The organism is Lysinibacillus sp. NPDC056232 (assembly GCF_042267565.1).
GTDB lineage: Bacteria > Bacillota > Bacilli > Bacillales_A > Planococcaceae > Lysinibacillus.
The window spans coordinates 15291-30766 of the sequence record NZ_JBHJTF010000052.1; the positions used below are offsets into that span (position 1 = coordinate 15291).

Sequence of the window (15476 nt, forward strand, 5' to 3'; positions counted from 1 at the left end):
CTTTTCTTAAAATTCCGTATATATAAACGGTCCTGCGTTCATATCATGGAAGCCATGAATAAGAAACAAGAGCACTAAAATGATGAAATAAAATAACGTAAAGCCTATAAAACGAAAAAGCTCATTATTTTTAATGGATTGCATAAGTCCACCTCCAATTAAAAATGAAAAAAGATTGTAACTTTGTAAATATACTAAATAAATTGATATTTTTTCAAGTTTTTTCTAAATTATTTTTACATTTATTAAATTTTTAACACTGATTTGACGGATTGTAGAGTGAAATGTTGCTAAATTTCTATTTATTCATGAAATCATAAGATTAATTTAAGGTAAAATTAAGGTTTTGAAAAACATGACTATTATAAAGGGTAGAAAATGTTTTTTTGTATCACCTCAACTTGAATTTTTCTAAACGTAATCCATATTTATTATCGCTGTTTTTCTGCTTTATTGGTACTTAAAAAATCCTTAAATTTTGTAAAGAACATCGAGACAATTGATCCCGCAGTAATACGCCCACCTCAAAATTCGGCAATAGCAAAGAAGTTAAGTGGGAGAGTAACTGCCCGTAAAAGCCCGATTCTTTCAACTAATAATCATGGGGCACTATATCCTATTAACCATTTTGACTTCGTTATTAAGCATAATGTATGAAAGTAAAATCAAAGTAAATTTGATGAAAAATATCGGTATAAAATAAGTTGAGATGCAAAGGGGGACGAAAAAGGAAGCCGCAAACATATGAAGCAGATGATGAAATCGAGAATCTTTCGAGGACTGTTGCCAAGACATATTTGGGCAAAAAGAAAAGCGCCATCATCCAGTTAATCATCTCAACTTATGATAGCACCCGTATTGTGATCCCGCTTTAACGGGCAGTAATTAATCTGTACCTAAAGTGAAGCGTCAGGTATAAGAATCCCGTTTCACTTTATTCCGCATTAACGGGCAGTAATTAATCTGTACCAAAAGCGAAGCGGCGAGGTACAAGTATCCCGCCTCAAAATACAGAGAGAGAAACTGCCCGTAAAAGCCCGATTGGTGAAGACTAATAATCAGCGGGGATGAAGAAAATCCCCACTGATTAAAGTTTCACTTTATTTGAGAGCCTTTAACACTTTTTTTGAAACGTAAAATTCAGTGCCGTTGTAAACATTGATTGTGTCAAACGTATGCGTTTTTGCGGTCTTGTCTTGTTCGTATATTACTGTGTTCTTATTAACGGGGATTGTAATGGTTACATCCTTTTTTTGTGCAATAAATTTAGGGTTTTCTTGATCGGTTAAGTCAATTTTAGAAGTGTAGCCTTTGTCTGTGAAAGCCTTTGTTGCTGGTATATATAAATCATCTGTAAGCTTATTTAAATCGAAGCCCATAAACTGTGCCATCGCATGTGCTAAATCTGTGTTTTCGACAAGGCCTGTAATTTTAGATGGTCCGAATGAGTATAAGAATACATCCTCACCAGTATGCCCACCAGTTGTATAGCCAATGTTGGCGCGATTTGCAAGCATTTTTACCATTTCTTTGCCCAGATCTTTAGTCGATTTTAATGTTGCAAGCTCATTCTCAGATAGATTGTCTAAGCCATAAAGTGCAGCGACTTCTACAATATTTGAATTGTCTTCTTTTAATTGGCTCAATGCACCTTCAATTGTCATTTTAGCCTTCTTCAGAGGATCAATATAGGCAGATACAGGTGTGTTGGAATAAGTACTTGTCGTGTTAACATTACCCATTGTAATCCCACTATTGCCGTGGTCTGTAACAGCAATGACCATTGTATTGCCATCTTTTTTTGCAAAATCAACGGCTTCTTTGACTGCTGCATCGAACGATAAAATATCGCTAATTATGCCGATCGTGTCATTTGCGTGTGCCGCCCAGTCCACCTTGCTGCCTTCTACAAATAAGAAGAAGCCATCTTCATCCTTCTTAAGCGTATCAATAGCTTTACTTGTCATCTCAGCGAGTGTAGGCTCAGATGCTCTTGTTGTAGCGCGATCTAAATCGTAGGCAAGGTCACTTGGAGCAAAGCTTCCCCAAATTTTTGACTTTTTACTATTAAGGAGCTCATCACGCGTCTTAACAATGTCATAATTTTTTTCTTCAAGGACATCCACTAAATGCTCGCCATCTTTACGAGCATTTTTTGTGGTACCCGGTGCCAAAGACTCTAAGCCACCGCCTAACACGACATCTATGTTTTGATAAACTTGCTGCTCAGCGATGTCATCGTATTGGCTTCTATTTTTCACATGTGCAGAAAAGCCAGCTGGTGTGGCATGCTGAATTTCCGAAGTAGAAATTAGTCCAGTTGCCTTGCCTTGTTGCTTAGCCCCTTCCAACACATTAGCTACAGGTCTATAGGCATCTTCTTTGGCAATTGGCTCTAGCCCTGGCGAATTAATAACGGCTGGTAACACACCTACAAATTTATCATTTGATTTATGACCAGTTGCTAACGCAGTAGCAGCAGGGGCTGAGTCAGTAATGGCTGAATCGGCAGAGTATGTACGCACTGCCCCTGATAAAATTTCATCCATCGCCAAGCTTTCCCCTTTGTACCAACGAGAAAGTGTAACGGCATTATTACTACTACCATCCATCACGAGCATAATCACATTTGTTGGTTTCTTTACTTGGGCTGCTTGTACTTGCGGCTGAGCGATACTAATCGACGATAAAGCAATAGCACTTGCTAACAACAATGAACTCCATTTTTTTGAGTATTTCATGATTTTCCTCCTTTTGGTCAATTCACAAGTAAGTGTAAAGGAAGGTTGTAAAGCTAGGATGAATTAATTGTTATGAATTGTGAGGGGATTATTAAATATAGGATTAATCACTGAAAGTTAGGTGATTGGAGTGGAGACTGGGCGACTTCTCGGGGAATCAGTCACAGATAAGACCATGGAGCGAAGCGGCTCATCGGTTGCCCTCCCAGGAAAGTGCCAAGTCGGAATGGAAATCAACCCCACATTTTGGTGATGAGCGACTAAAGGGGAAAATAGAATCTGCTTACTATCCATTGATTGATGGAAGCTTGCAGATTCTAGAATTTGCTATAAAGTTTGTGAATGTTTTTCACCGTCAATGGTTTCGTAAAATAAAACCCCTTTATCATCAACAAACAAGTTTAGAACCTCATCCTCTAATAACACTTCTTCTGAACCATTGTTTATAAATATTTTCGTTAAAAAGCCGGCATTATCATAATCGCTGCAATAAATCGCATCGTCAAAAGCCGCCAAGTAGTAGCAGGCTGTTTCTGTAACTTGCCTATTTTGTTTTGTTGCTAAGTCATAGGCGTATACCATGTTATCGTTCAAGTTATTATAATAAATAACATTGCCAACAGTATCTGTGTACCACATATCATGCATGAAATCATACGCATTGCTTGTAGCAGCAAAGTAGTTTTCATTTGCCCAAATATGATCTTCACTTAGTTTCTCGTCATTCACTAAAAAATATGCGTAGGAAATAGCGTAAGGTTCAATAGGATTGATATCATTCCAAGTCGTATCAATATGATACCAATCGCCATTAACACTTACTAAATTCCATGCGTGAAGCTGATTATCACTATAACCATATACATATTTAGCATCAAGACCAGCTGCTAAAAATAAACGATAGGCTAATAGTGCATAAGCTTGACAAACACCAGTTTCATTAGTAATTAATTCATAAACCGATTGTCCTTGTGAATCACCTTTATCAGTATAAGTGGCTAGTTGTACGACAAAGTCATTAACGGTTTTAGCACGATGAAAATCATCCATGTCAGCGGTAATAGACTTCTTAGCAAATTCCTGAACATAGGCATCAATTTTCTTTTCTTTTTTCGCATCTGAAATATATGTAAAGTCAAACTCTACCTCATAACCATTATCTACTTCCCATGCTTCCCAGTTGTAATCTTGGATATAGCCTGTTGTATATGGATTAACAAAATTAAGTATGTTATAAAGATCATTTATTTGTTCTTCAAATGTATCCCAATCTAATTTTCCTCTATACTTGACTGTAAAGTTTGGCTCAAAAGTTGAAATATGCTTTTCAACTTTTTTTGAAAACTGCAGCATAGCAGGATCTTCCTTGAATAATGTCGTTGAAAAAAGATTTTCCGTAGAAAACTCACCTGAGGGGGCTTTACTAGCAAGCTCCTTGGGGTCTATAGTGATTTCTTCATCTGATTCAAGTTCGTCTTGTAATACTACTTCGAGGGCCTTGATAGTAGCTGAGCAAGCGCTAAGCATGCTTAAAATAATAAGTAAAAAAATCAGCAATATACTCTTTTTCATAATTCCTCCCATTATTATTATTATTATATTTTTGGGTCATCACTAAAACGTAGGTTGATTTACTTTATAAAAACGGATATATTCCTTTTTTTAGTGAAGATCTCGCTTTTACTATTATAGGGTAATATGGAAGGAGTGTGGTGTGCTATATTTTGGGAAAACTAACCGATATAGGGCGAATAAGGCCATTTATTAATCTCGGTTTGTCAAGAGAACCTTTTTTTGTTATAATATGATATGTTGTGATGTTCGAAGTTCGGGAGGTGCAGTGAATGCATACAGTAGTATTAGTTTCATTAGTTATCGTTTCAATAGCGTTGATCGTTGTAGTATTACTTCAATCTAGTAAAAGTGCAGGCTTGTCAGGTGCCATCTCGGGTGGAGCTGAACAACTATTCGGAAAGCAAAAAGCACGCGGTATGGATCTAATCCTTCATCGTACAACAATAGTGTTAGCAATATTATTCTTTGTTTTAGCACTTGCTATTACAAAAATCTAATAGTTGAAGATATATCGCCTAACCTTACTGGTTGGGCGTTTTCTTTTATGGTACTAATTATTTGGACGTCAATACATAGTTAGTTCAGTAAAGTGAACACCCGCGGAGCAAGGCGAATACTCGCGCGGAGCAGGGAGATACTCGCGGAAGCGAAGCAAATACTCGCGCAAGGAAGGTAAATACCCGCGAATCTCAAATTGACGGATGGAAAAGCTAAAGTGATAGATAGAATCATAGAACCCCAGAAGTCGTGGATAGAACCATCAAAATGATGGATAGGATCCTAAAAATGCCAGAAAGACCATCGAAATGCAAGAAGACCCATCAAATTAATAAAAAAAGTAACAATCGCCAATGCTTTTGAGGAAGCTTCAGTATGGCTATAATAGGTATAGTATGTATTTGGATGAAGGAGAGCTCGCAATGAAAAAATCGTTATCACAGCCTTTTTTCTTTCAAGCAGGACCTCGAGCAGTTTTATTATTGCATGGATTTACGGGAAGCTCGGCGGATGTGCGAATGCTTGGTAGATTTTTAGAGAAAAAAGGGTATACTACATTAGCGCCTCATTATAAAGGTCACGGTGTGGAACCTGAGGAACTCATTACAACAGGTCCTGCTGATTGGTGGCAGGATGTCGTAGCCGCGTACAAACAGTTACAGGATGCTGGCTATCAGGAAATTGCGGTTGCTGGCTTATCATTGGGTGGTGTCATGGCTTTAAACGTTGCGCTGAATAACCCAGTTAAAGGTATTGTGACAATGTGTGCCCCAATGACGATGCGTACAACAGATGTTATGTTTCAAGGTGTACTAAAATATGCGAGGGACTATAAAAAGTTCCAAGGTAAAGATGAGGAGCAAATCGAAGCTGAAGTTGCGTTAATTGCTGAGAAGGGCATGCCATCTCTACAAGAGTTGCGAGCGTTTATTGCTCGGACACGTCAGGAAATTGACATGATTTATGCACCAATTTTTGTCGTACAAGCGACAAATGATGAGGTAATTGAGACAGAATCTGCCAACATTATATATAATCAAACTGAGTCACTTGAAAAACAGATCAAGTGGTATGAAAACTCAAAGCATGTTATTACGTTAGATCAAGAAAAAGATCAGTTACATGAAGATATTTATTGCTTTTTAGAAAGCCTAAATTGGGCACAATAAAAATATAATTAGGATTTTCTCATGAAGGAGGGAAATTATGAAAGACCAGAAAGATACACTACAAAGTCGTTTACTCGATTTTTTCGGTGGAGAAGAATATAAACCATTAACAGTTGGCGAAATTGAGGACTTATTTGGCTTTGAGGATGCTGACGAATTTAAAGAATTAGTGAAAACGTTAGTACGTATGGAGGGGCAAGGCTTAATTGTACGTTCTCGCTCCAATCGTTATGGCCTACCAGAGCGAATGAATTTACTTCGAGGTAAATTTATCGGACATGCGAAGGGCTTTGGCTTTGTGACACCTGATGTTGAGGGAATGGACGATGTTTTCATTCCACCACATGAAATAAATGGTGCGATTAATGGCGATACGGTGTTAATCCGTGTGTTAAAGGAATCATTCGGTGATCGCCGTGAAGGAACGGTGACAAAGGTAGTGGAACGTGGGCAAACGAGTTTTGTTGGGACGTTCCAAGCAAATCGAGGCTTTGGCTTTGTTGTGTTAGATGATAAAAAACTACCGATGGACATTTTCATTGCTAAAGGAGATACGTTAGGAGCTGTCGACGGACACAAGGTTGTCGTTGAGGTAGCTACTTGGCCAGAAGATTTAAAATCAGCAACAGGCTATATCACAAAAATTTTAGGGCACAAAAATGACCCAGGTGTGGATATTCTATCTATTTTATATAAGCACGACATTCCACCTGAATTCCCAGAAGAAGTGGTTGCTGCTGCGCAACGCGTGCCAGATGAAATTACAGAGGCAGATTTAGAAGGTCGCCGTGATTTACGCCACGAAACGATTGTGACAATCGATGGAGCAGATGCGAAGGACTTGGATGATGCTGTAACCGTAACGAAAAATGTAGATGGTACTTATAAACTTGGCGTACATATTGCAGATGTTAGTTATTATGTAACACAAGGCTCTGTAATAGATATTGAAGCTTATGATCGTGCGACGAGTGTATATTTAACAGACCGCGTGATCCCAATGATTCCGCATCGATTATCGAATGGAATCTGTTCATTAAATCCACAGGTTGACCGTCTAGTACTATCTTGTGAAATGATTATTGATGCAAATGGTAATGTGGTTTCACATGAAATATTCCAAAGTGTCATTAAAACAACTGAGCGTATGACTTATAAGGACGTTTACAAAATTTTAGAGGAGCAAGACGAAGAGCTAATTAAGCGCTATGAGCCATTAGTGCCAATGTTTAAACATATGGCTGAGTTATCTAATATTTTACGTAATAAACGTCAAATGCGCGGTGCTATTGACTTTGACTTTAAAGAATCTAAAGTGATCGTGGACGAAGATGGCTGGCCAGTAGATATCGAATTACGTGAACGTACAGTCGCTGAGAAATTAATTGAAGATTTCATGCTAGCTGCCAATGAAACAGTAGCAGAGCATTTCCATTGGATGAATGTACCGTTCCTTTACCGTATTCACGAAGATCCAAAGCCAGAAAAGCTGCAACGCTTCTTTGAATTTGTGACGAACTTCGGTATTTTAATAAAAGGTACAGGAAACACAGTCCATCCGAAAGCTTTACAGGATGTAATAAAAGCTATTGAAGGCATGCCAGAGGAGCCTGTTATTTCAACGATGCTTCTACGCTCGATGCAACAGGCAAAATATTATCCTGAAAGCATAGGCCACTTTGGTTTATCAACCGATTTCTATACACACTTTACGTCACCGATTCGACGTTATCCGGACTTAATCGTCCATCGTTTAATTCGAACGTATTTAATTAATAAAGATACATCAAAAGAAACAGTGGCACAGTGGAGTATGGCGATGGATGAAATTGCGGATCATACTTCAGAACGTGAACGCCGTGCTGTTGATGCAGAACGTGATACAGACGCACTGAAAAAAGCACAATACATGTCCGATAAAATTGGTGAAGAGTTTGAAGGGATCGTTTCGTCGATTACAAACTTCGGGATTTTCGTAGAGCTGCCAAACACCATCGAAGGACTTGTCCATATTAGCAATATGACAGATGACTACTATCGTTTTGACGACCGTCAAATGATTATGATCGGTGAGCGTACAAATCGTCAATTCCGTATTGGTGATGAAGTTACAGTCCGCGTAGCAAATGTTATTATTGAGGAGTCATCCGTTGACTTTGAAATCGTCGGAATGGTAACGTCATTTGGACGAACACGAAAAGCAGCACCTACTGTCATTCACGCACGTAAAAATTATAGCGACAACAAAGGTGGCCGTAATAGCCGCAAAGGTGGCCGTGAAGAAGAAAGAGGCGGACGTGGCAGCCGCAGTGGTCGTAATGAAGAAGAACGTGGTGGACGTGGCAGTCGCAGTGGTCGCAACGAAGGAGAAAGAGGCGGACGTGACAGTCGTAGTGGTCGCAATGAAGAAGGACGAAGCGGACAAGGAGAACGACGTGAAAACGACCGTGATCCACGAGGACGCCGCAAAGATGGCTCAAACTCAAGTCCAGGCCCTAAAAAAGGCGTGAAGCAAAAGCAAAAGTTCTACGAGGGCGTTGCCAAGAAAAACAAAAAGAAAAAACCAAAACGTAAATAAAAGTAATGGCGAAAGCACCAACTAGCGCTTTAAAGCAATTTGAAGCGGGGTGCTTTCACTTTATCAATAAAAGCAGGTTGACCCTGCTTTAACCTTTAAGTAGAGGGTGAATAATATGGCAAAAGGTACTGGGAAAGTATTAGCACAAAACAAAAAAGCCGGGCACGACTACTTCATTGAAGAAACAATCGAAGCGGGCATGGTGCTCACAGGCACAGAAATTAAATCCATCCGTGCAGGAAGGGTTCAACTAAAAGAATCTTATGTACAAGTCCGCAACGGTGAAGCATGGATCAACAATATGCATGTCAGCTCATTCGAACAAGGCAACCGCTTTAACCATGACCCACTGCGCGCCCGCAAATTACTGCTCCATAAAAAGCAAATCGGCGAGCTAGTCGGTGCCGTAAAACGTGACGGCTACACAATTGTTCCGTTAAAAATGTACATTAAAGACGGCTATGCCAAACTATTAATCGGCGTCGGCAAAGGTAAAAAAGATTACGACAAACGTAATGACATGCGCAAAAAAGAAGCGAAACGCGATATGGAACGCGCCTTCAAATCTAAAAATCAATAGTCATAGATTGTTAGAGAGCTCACTATATTTAGATAGTGAGCTCTTTGTATTTGGACAGATAGAATTCTAAGAGAGGTTCTAAAAGATATCGAGTTAAAAATATAATAAAGAACTACCGCATATAATAGGAGGGAATCCGCATTCTTACAATAGAACGAAAATTTATGTTTATGAACATAGAGCACATTTATTTTGCCGAGAAACGTAACAATGCCAGTGAAAGAAAAAAGCTAGTCTGCTACCATCAAACAAAGCGACCAGCGCAATCGCTCCAAACCCAAAAGACACTGCAAATCATGCTACAGCAAGATGAAGAAATCCTATTAGCGAATCTTTCAAAAATGAATCGCTATATGCTTCGCCGCGCCAAAAAAGAGCCATACGAAGTCATCGTAAAAGAACATCCCTCTGACCAAGAGCTAGTAGAATTCCAGCAATTTTACAACGCCTTCGCCAAAATAAAAAATACAAATCGCGTTCGAAAATTTCATCTACAAACGTTAAAGCTACTTCGCGAAAAAGGCGCACTCGTCTATACAAAGCTTCAAAACGACAAAGGTGAAGCACTATGCTATCGACTGTACATTGCCGACGAAGATATCATTTATAATTTATATACAGGTACGGCTGTCTGGATCAAGGATAGACCTGACTTAAAGCAACAAATCCGCTTCGCCAATCGCTATTTACTATGGGAAAATATCATGATGTTCCGTAGCAAAGGATACGCACACTATGATTTCGGCGCAGTAACGAGTAAGGAGGAAATTAATGAATTCAAGCTCGGCTTTGGCGCACAAGAGGTAGAGGTCTATTACGGCTATCTTACAGAATCCAAATTAGGAAAACTTATTTTGCGATTAAGAGACTTAAAATTTAAGATGATGAAATAAGAAAATCATTGTGAGCTAGCCAATTTTTTCTACTATGCGGGACACTTGAACTATAGATAGATTTGCTTTATAATAAGTATTATTGAATGCCAGATTACATGGAAGCGTACTTTTAGCTCCCACCGTACTAGAAGAAATTCTAGCTCCTTTGCTTGAACGAAGCTTACGTGCTTTGATTCATATTCAAGGGGACGTTACGGATTCGACAGGGATGGTTCAAGCTTTGGTCGCGCGTCGGAGGTCTCGGCTCCGTCATCAACGGAAGTTATATAATAACTGGCAAACAACAAAACTTAGCTTTCGCAGCGTAAGCTCGTAAGCGCTCTGCCTCTCTATCGCCCATGTAGAGAACGTGGGGCCCAACTTTAGTGGGATACGGTCGATGGTGCCACCTGAGTCACCGACAAGAGATTTCCAGGTTAGCGTACAAGACGCCTGTTTGTCGGCATAATGTTACGTGAATCGTAAATAGGCAAACTACACGCGTAGAAGCTGAAGTATTGGAGTTTCTGGACGCGGGTTCGACTCCCGCCGTCTCCATTTTAAGGAATCAAATGATTTCAACTGATGTCAAAACCCTTGGTAAATTAGGGTTTTGGCATTTTTCATTTTCACCCAATTTCTATAGATTGTATTCAAACGTAGTCAAAAACGTAGTCAAAAATCAATTTACGAATTTATTAGATCTCAAGGTAGGTAGCAAATTTTTGAATTGCTCCTTCTTTAGCTTTTTTCGTTACATGTGTATAGATATCCATTGTCGTTTTCACATCAGAATGTCCTAAGCGATCCTGAACTTCTTTTAGTGATGCTCCAGCTTCGAAAAGAAGAGAGCAGTGTGTATGTCGCAGGCCATGTGGTGTGATCTTTTCTAAAGAATGTTTCTTTTGGACATTATACATCCATTTCTGGACCTGTACGGGTTGAATATAGTCATTATTAGTATTACTAAACATTAACTGGCTAGGTGTAATAGTATTATGACCTAAAATGAAATACTCTTTTTTCTGGATTTTCTTCCACTCTTTTAAAATAGCTAGAGTAGCATCATCAAGTTTAATAATACGGGATGAACCTGTTTTTGTTGTTTTTAAATATAGCTTCGCACTTTTTCCTCGACCAATGGCTTTTGCGATTGTAAGCTCATTGTCTTTTAAATTTAAATCCTTCCAAGTGAGTGCAAGTGCTTCACTTTTGCGCATTCCTGTAAAGGCGAGTAACCGTAACAAGGTAAACGATTTGTAGTGAAGAGATTGCTCGCAACAATTTAAGAACTCAATTAATTGCTCACGTGTATAAAAATTTTCCGCTTTTTCTTCGATTTCAATCGCTTTTCGAGTTTTAACTCTAGTTTCAACATGAGTGAATGGGTTTATCTGAATATAGCCGCGTTTAATTCCAAAATCTAATACTAAAGCTGCATATGATTTGATAGTTCTAGCTTTTGAAAGCTTTGTAGCCCATTCATCAAAATGCATTTGGCAGATATCGATATTAATTTTATCTATTTTGTAACTTCCCATTGATGGTAATATATGATTTTTGAAGTAACCAAAAGTTTTGACAAAGGTGCTTTCTTCAACCGTTTTTTCATATTGAACTATCCATAAATCATATAGCTCTTGAAATGTTTCGGCGCGAACTTGACGATAAGTTCCTTCTGAAACTTGGATTTTGATTCGAGACAGAGCTAATTCAGCTTCTTTTCGAGTTTTAAACCCACGTTTTGTCGTTCGCTTCTGTTTACCTGTTAATTCATCGATTCCTAAATAAACCTGGAACATATAAAGGGTGTCACCACTTTTATTGGTATAGCTTTGTATGGGTGATACTTTTTTCTTTTTCATGTATAGTCCTCCTATAATCGTTGCGGGGGCAAGATTAAAAAGAGAGGATTAAACCTCACAGTTATAATATATAATTTTACTGTGCGAAAATCCTCTCATAGCTTTTAGTAGCTGTATTCTTCTAGAAAGCGATCAATTTCTTTTTTTGCAACCCGTTTGATACCGTCGATTTCGCATACTTTTAGGCCCAATTGACGAAATTTAACCAGTGTATTGTTTGAAACGCCTGCATATTTAGCAGCTTCTGATAAAGAAAACCATTCTTTTGATACAAAACGCTGAGATTTTATCGCTTGGTTAGTACAATTAATGATTAACTCGGTTAAAATATTTTCTAGTCCTTTTGAAACTTCAAATGAATGTTGCACTTTAATTACCTCCATTTTTTAAATATGATTTATCTCTTTTAATTCAATTCCTCTGTAACCATATTTATTATTCCCTTTGCCATCACGAAATCGTCTATAAGATAGATTTGAAAGGGTTTTTAAATATTTATGAATGATTTGTTTAGTCTCTGGGATAACTCCAATTTCGAAGCAATACTGATTATAAGCATTTTCGAAATCATTAGTATAAATTTGGTAACTAGGATGTATTTTACAATGTGTTTGTATAAAACTATCAATAGAATTATTTTGTTCATAATAAGCATCTGTAACATCTTTTATCTCTGCGCAGTTTGTAAACACATAATTATTTAGCTTCCAGCGTTTTAAACCTTCAAGAGCCCATTTAACAATATAATCTTTTTCATCTAACAACTTTTCGAAAAGTTGTGTATCTTGTTGTGATTTCGAAATAGGATTGTTAAAAGGGAATATAATGATACGTTGACTAAAAGCGTTCGATTTATCTACACCATTTATGGTAGGCAAGTGATTACCAGCAAATAATAAAACTGCGCTATTAATAAAATTAATAGGTTGGCCATAAATTGGGCGGGCGGTTATATAGTCCCCTCCTGATAATTTTTTGAAGACATCTAATTTGTTTAAACGAAATTCTGATGTTTCACCACAAGTGTTTAAACGTTTCCCAAGTAATTGGGCTAAATATTCTGGTTTATTTAGTTGCTCAAAACTTAAATTAGTAAAAGATTCTTTTCCAACTAGATGCTCTAAAGTTTTTAGAATTATGGATTTACCTGTATCCTTTGGCCCCAATAAATAAGGAATGTATTTGACGTTTCGTACTTCAGAAATGACATAGCCAAATAACTCTTGAATACGTAAGTATAAACTTCGATTGTTATTTGTTATGTCAGACATGAATTTTTCGAAATAATAACCACCTTTAATTTGACCATCACGGTAATTAGCATTAATAACAGAAGTAAAGAAATAAGAGGGATCGTGTGCAAGAAAAAGATCTCTTTCTGTATCAAAAACACCATTAGCAAATGATACTAAATTCGACTTTTTGTCAAACAAGTCTTCAGGAGCAACTATATTTTTGTCTGATTTAATCCACTGAACAATTTCTCTAATGCTATTAGTATTGATTTTACTTTTATAATGATCTGGAATGTTTTGTCGAATAAATTTATCTGCATATTCAGTAGTTACGCCGATGTAATATCCTTTTTCATCATCCCAGTGATATAAAGCATCCTCCAAAGTTATAAAAGTATTATTTTGCATGACAATAGCCGCTAAATCGTTATTAGATATGGCATGAGATTTTTCTTTCTTCCTAGAATAAGGTATTTCTTTATTTACAGTAGGAGCAGAAGACAGGTGTGAATCTAACTTCTTGAAACGCTCATCTATAAAAAATTCATTTTGCTGATTTACAGGGAAATTTAATTCTTCGTAGACTAATGGGTGTTTCTGATTTAAGATATCTAACCCAACTTGAAGATTTGTCTTAGTAAATTGAAGTTTCTTCTTTTTCATTTGATGCATCCTCCAAATTTGAATTAGTTAATGCATTTTCAAATTTCTTTTTTACCGAAAGTGCTTCAACAGAAGGTAGTAAGTTAAGAAATAAATAGCGGTTAGCTCTCGTAGTGGCTAGGTTCCCATTGAAAATACATTCTAAGATGGTTTGTTTAGAAATTGGATCTTGCATGCTGAAAACTAAAAATGAATATGGCCCGTATTCCCAGTATAGTAACACCTTTTCTCCCTCTTTTAATTCAGATTTTCGGGTAATTTTCTTCACCATACTTTGATTAGATATATATAATGCTGGCTTATTGCTATCTCGATTATCGATCGCTAAAAAAGTGGATTTACTATTATTGGTATTGTTAATGTGAGAGTTTAGAATATGTCCGTTTAACTCGGAAGAACCGTTTAAATTTTCATAATAAATAGCTGTAGTAGGCTCAATTAATTTAGGGCCCAATCCATATGCGCGTATATAATTAGTATCAAAAGCGATAGAACTGATCCCAGTTGTATTGTCTTGACTAAGTTTCAATATTTTCTCCATTTTTTTAGAAAGTTCATTTTGTTTATTTTTTTTCATTTGTAAACACTCTCCTTAAGTTTTAATTGCTGCTAACAGTTAAAAACTATATCTTCAATTCTAAATTTTGTTAATGAAGTGAGACTTAGAGAAAATTGAATATTAGCTGAGAGTAGGGGGATTGTAATTTACACTAAAATGTGTTAATGAATATTTTTGTAAGGTGTGTTCCAAGTGTTCAACATGTTCATATGAAAATAATTGATGTTATTTGATGGTTGTTTTGTATATTTTTATCTAGGTATCTTTTATTCTTAGATATAATATTATAGTGAACATTTTGAACATCTTGAACTTAAAAGGAGATAGAGTAATGACTAGGATTAAAATCGAGGAAATAGAGGAACTAGCAGAGCTAATTAGTGATAAACTAATTGTTGATTTGGAGCAGCGTTTCAACTTAAATTTAAGATCTTTAAATGAAAGGATTATTACAAATGTAGACGAAATTGAGATTCAATCAATTAATATTGATCCAAATAAAAATTATTTATCTTGGGAAATAGAGGAGGATGATTACAAATTAAAAATCATAGATGATAATTTAATGAATTTTTATAAAGAGACTTTATGTTATTCAGATGAAAATGTTTATAAAAAATTTTTAAATAAACTGCAAGATGATATTAAGGTCTCTTTAACAGCTGAATCTTTACTAGGTCTAACTGATATTTCCAAATCAAAGAAGCAGAATAAAACTTTAAAACAACAAAAACTTCAAGGTGTATTTTTTGAAAATTCGGAAGGGTTGAAAGAGAATATGCGCGTTTGGATAACTAGATTAGCTAGTTGACAATACTGCAAAAATAATGGAGAAGATAGATGAAGAAAGTGATATTGTAATCAATCGAGTGCCTAAAACGTTAATGCCAGTTGCAGCGTATGTTTTAAATGAAAATAAAAATATATCTGGAAAATTACTGAATAATATATTAAAAGAAATAAAGTGATCCAGGAGAGCTTGTTATCATATTTAGATTTTATTGGATTATTGAATTCTAAATCGGAAATTTTTATCAATAAATCATTAAACTTGTATTTATTTAATCGATTTACTAATTTATACGATTTAGATATTTTAAGTAGGAGCATTTTTAAAAATTCTCTTGAGATAAAGGTT

Annotated in this window: 14 protein-coding genes and 1 other RNA gene; 8 read left to right on the forward strand and 7 right to left on the reverse strand. The window is 36.6% G+C overall.

Features of this window, described 5'->3' with window-relative positions; genetic code table 11:
• Window positions 1-6 precede the first annotated feature (6 nt).
• From ACFCYJ_RS24490 to ACFCYJ_RS24500, 3 genes are all read right to left on the reverse strand, one after another.
• A complete protein-coding gene (locus tag ACFCYJ_RS24490; protein ID WP_285397286.1) occupies window positions 7-144 on the reverse strand; it encodes a teichoic acid D-Ala incorporation-associated protein DltX in 138 nt (45 codons plus the stop codon).
• A gap of 956 nt (window positions 145-1100) precedes the next feature.
• Window positions 1101-2741, reverse strand: a complete 1641-nt coding sequence (locus tag ACFCYJ_RS24495; protein ID WP_376078193.1) for an alkaline phosphatase — start codon at window positions 2739-2741, stop codon at window positions 1101-1103.
• 327 nt (window positions 2742-3068) lie between these two features.
• Entirely contained in the window at window positions 3069-4313 is a 1245-nt protein-coding gene (locus ACFCYJ_RS24500; RefSeq protein WP_376078196.1) for a transglutaminase domain-containing protein, read from the reverse strand.
• Between the two features lie 272 nt (window positions 4314-4585).
• Between ACFCYJ_RS24500 and secG the strand changes: the two genes are divergently transcribed.
• From secG to ssrA, 6 genes are all read left to right on the forward strand, one after another.
• Complete coding sequence (gene secG / locus ACFCYJ_RS24505) at window positions 4586-4813, forward strand: preprotein translocase subunit SecG (protein ID WP_376078199.1); 228 nt, start codon at window positions 4586-4588, stop codon at window positions 4811-4813.
• Between the two features lie 423 nt (window positions 4814-5236).
• Window positions 5237-5983: an alpha/beta hydrolase gene (locus tag ACFCYJ_RS24510; RefSeq protein WP_376078202.1), complete on the forward strand. Its 747-nt coding sequence runs from the start codon at window positions 5237-5239 to the stop codon at window positions 5981-5983.
• A 37-nt stretch (window positions 5984-6020) separates the two neighbouring features.
• Complete coding sequence (rnr, locus tag ACFCYJ_RS24515; protein WP_376078205.1) at window positions 6021-8561, forward strand: ribonuclease R; 2541 nt, start codon at window positions 6021-6023, stop codon at window positions 8559-8561.
• Between the two features lie 115 nt (window positions 8562-8676).
• Complete coding sequence (gene smpB / locus ACFCYJ_RS24520) at window positions 8677-9141, forward strand: SsrA-binding protein SmpB (RefSeq protein WP_349662121.1); 465 nt, start codon at window positions 8677-8679, stop codon at window positions 9139-9141.
• A 170-nt stretch (window positions 9142-9311) separates the two neighbouring features.
• Window positions 9312-10034 (forward strand): hypothetical protein, encoded by a 723-nt coding sequence (locus tag ACFCYJ_RS24525; protein WP_376078207.1) that lies wholly within the window; start codon window positions 9312-9314, stop codon window positions 10032-10034.
• A 187-nt stretch (window positions 10035-10221) separates the two neighbouring features.
• Window positions 10222-10577: a transfer-messenger RNA gene (gene ssrA, locus ACFCYJ_RS24530) on the forward strand.
• A 137-nt stretch (window positions 10578-10714) separates the two neighbouring features.
• Here the strand turns inward: ssrA and ACFCYJ_RS24535 are convergent.
• From ACFCYJ_RS24535 to ACFCYJ_RS24550, 4 genes are all read right to left on the reverse strand, one after another.
• Window positions 10715-11881: a site-specific integrase gene (locus tag ACFCYJ_RS24535; RefSeq protein WP_376078210.1), complete on the reverse strand. Its 1167-nt coding sequence runs from the start codon at window positions 11879-11881 to the stop codon at window positions 10715-10717.
• A gap of 104 nt (window positions 11882-11985) precedes the next feature.
• Window positions 11986-12249 carry a helix-turn-helix domain-containing protein gene (locus tag ACFCYJ_RS24540; RefSeq protein WP_376078213.1) on the reverse strand — a complete coding sequence of 88 codons (264 nt, stop codon included), beginning with the start codon at window positions 12247-12249 and terminating at the stop codon, window positions 11986-11988.
• A gap of 18 nt (window positions 12250-12267) precedes the next feature.
• The gene (locus ACFCYJ_RS24545; RefSeq protein ID WP_376078216.1) at window positions 12268-13779 is read right to left on the reverse strand and encodes a DNA primase family protein; all 1512 of its coding nucleotides are present in this window, start codon (window positions 13777-13779) and stop codon (window positions 12268-12270) included.
• The gene (locus tag ACFCYJ_RS24550; RefSeq protein ID WP_376078218.1) at window positions 13751-14356 is read right to left on the reverse strand and encodes a hypothetical protein; all 606 of its coding nucleotides are present in this window, start codon (window positions 14354-14356) and stop codon (window positions 13751-13753) included. The genes ACFCYJ_RS24545 and ACFCYJ_RS24550 overlap by 29 nt, the downstream gene beginning before the upstream one ends.
• Window positions 14357-14669: 313 nt before the next feature.
• Here ACFCYJ_RS24550 and ACFCYJ_RS24555 point away from each other — a divergent pair, with 313 nt between their 5' ends.
• Window positions 14670-15149: a hypothetical protein gene (locus ACFCYJ_RS24555; protein WP_376078221.1), complete on the forward strand. Its 480-nt coding sequence runs from the start codon at window positions 14670-14672 to the stop codon at window positions 15147-15149.
• A 16-nt stretch (window positions 15150-15165) separates the two neighbouring features.
• On the forward strand, window positions 15166-15306 hold the full coding sequence (locus ACFCYJ_RS24560; protein ID WP_376078223.1) for a hypothetical protein: 141 nt from the start codon (window positions 15166-15168) through the stop codon (window positions 15304-15306).
• The last annotated feature ends 170 nt before the right edge of the window (window positions 15307-15476 follow it).